Source organism: Xenorhabdus sp. Sc-CR9, assembly GCF_963897815.1.
Lineage (GTDB): Bacteria > Pseudomonadota > Gammaproteobacteria > Enterobacterales > Enterobacteriaceae > Xenorhabdus.
In genome coordinates this window covers 1-1,649 of record NZ_CAWQTY010000058.1, presented here as the reverse complement: position 1 = coordinate 1,649, position 1,649 = coordinate 1, and the positions used below count along the sequence as shown (strand labels likewise).

The window sequence follows — 1,649 nt, the reverse complement described above, 5'->3', positions numbered from 1 at the left end:
GGGAAGTGGATGGTATGATAAGCATGACTCGATCCTTTTTTCTGTGATTTTGCGTTTTGGGAACAAAAATTTCGCAAATTTAGGATCGAGTTTCTTTGATACTCCTACCATTTTGACAAGCTATTTAGAATTTACTCATCATAAGAATACTCATGTTGGAAAGTCTCCAACAAAAGATAATTTATTAGCTTTTTATATCGAAGATAAACAAGAATGGCTGGAACAAATAAAGTCAATGCAAGAAGCTGGTTTTATTCTAGTTCCTTCTTACAATCCTTATTGGGATAAACATGGAAAAACTTTTGAAGATATAGATGGCTATCGTATTGTTTTACAAAATAGTTCATCAGAAGTATAGTCATTTATTTTCTTATTAACCCCTTATTTAATTAGGCTATTAGTAATTTTCATTAGACTAAATTTTCATCATGCATCTCTAATAGCCTAAAACTAAATATATTCATATTACTCATTGGGTAGTGAATAAAATCATCAGATTATTTATTATAAAAAAATCTTGACGCCCTGACTCTCTTCGCATATTCAAATCTGACAACACGCTCCCATCAGCACGATCCCATTTCAAAAACTCTTCTGAGGCTCATTGATAATCATCTGCATTCAATTTTTTCAATAACGTTGAATGAGCAAAATTACTTATTCCCAGATTAAAAATAAATGAGCATAAAGCATCAAACTGTCCTTGTGTTAGAGATACCTTGACTAATTGTTGAGTGACACCATAAATAGGAATAAGGTCTTGATGTAAAAACACTTCTGCCTGTTGTACCGGAATCAATTGACCAGGATTAACTCCTTTTGTGTGACCATACCAAATTGTCCAAGGCTCTGCTCCTGTGGCTGGGTTAGGATATGCTTTCAATTTCAAGCCGTTATAACTTTTAAGCTTATCAATACCCTTTTCAGTAATTTCCATACTCCATCTCCACTGTTAATTTACGTGTCAGGTTAAAGTTTGTCGAAAAAACAATCTAAAGATGAAATTATAGTCAAATAAAAAACCAATGAAGTTACTGCGGTATTGACGTAGCAGATTCCAGCATCAAAAAATATTTTACTTATATTTCATATGGATAACTTAAAACACAAAAAATATTTAAATTTTAAAAAAAATTTTAATAAAAATCTTGACTCTTTTTATTTTGAGCATAAAATCTCCCTTAGAATTTAGATTTTCGTGAAGTAAATCACAATTTATAACCTTCAAAGGGCATCATCATGAAATCTGTTAAATCTTTCCTCTCAAACGTACACTGTGTTGTTATCCGGTTGTCAACAACTCGCTTCATGTAAGCATTGTACTAACACAAATATAAGCCAGTTCAAAAACCGAATTGGCTTTTTTGTCTTCTATTATTGCAAATCCGCTGTAAATACTTTTGCACAAATCCGTGTTCCCACATTCTTTTCACTGAAATATCGTTTTGAAAAACCTACCTCATAAATGGCACATATACGGATTATTAAGCTATAACTCTTCATTTTAGTCTTCATTTATAATTGGGTCGTGACATCAATCTATTGAATCATGTATAGTCTGTCTATTTGGAGAACATTCAAATGGCAAAGATTGATGTGACTTGCCCCTCTTGTTCCGCCGTGAAAGGGATCCATCGCAATGGGCGTTC

General features: G+C 32.6%; 2 protein-coding genes. One reads left to right on the top strand and one right to left on the bottom strand.

What is annotated here, in order from left to right; translation table 11 throughout:
• Positions 1–31 precede the first annotated feature (31 nt).
• A complete protein-coding gene (locus AACQ81_RS03250) occupies positions 32–358 on the top strand; it encodes a VOC family protein (RefSeq protein WP_237388466.1) in 327 nt (108 codons plus the stop codon).
• Positions 359–601: 243 nt separating this feature from the next.
• On the opposite strand, the gene AACQ81_RS03245 is transcribed toward AACQ81_RS03250, so the two are convergent.
• A complete protein-coding gene (locus AACQ81_RS03245; protein WP_443089581.1) occupies positions 602–937 on the bottom strand; it encodes a lysozyme in 336 nt (111 codons plus the stop codon).
• Positions 938–1,649 lie beyond the last annotated feature (712 nt).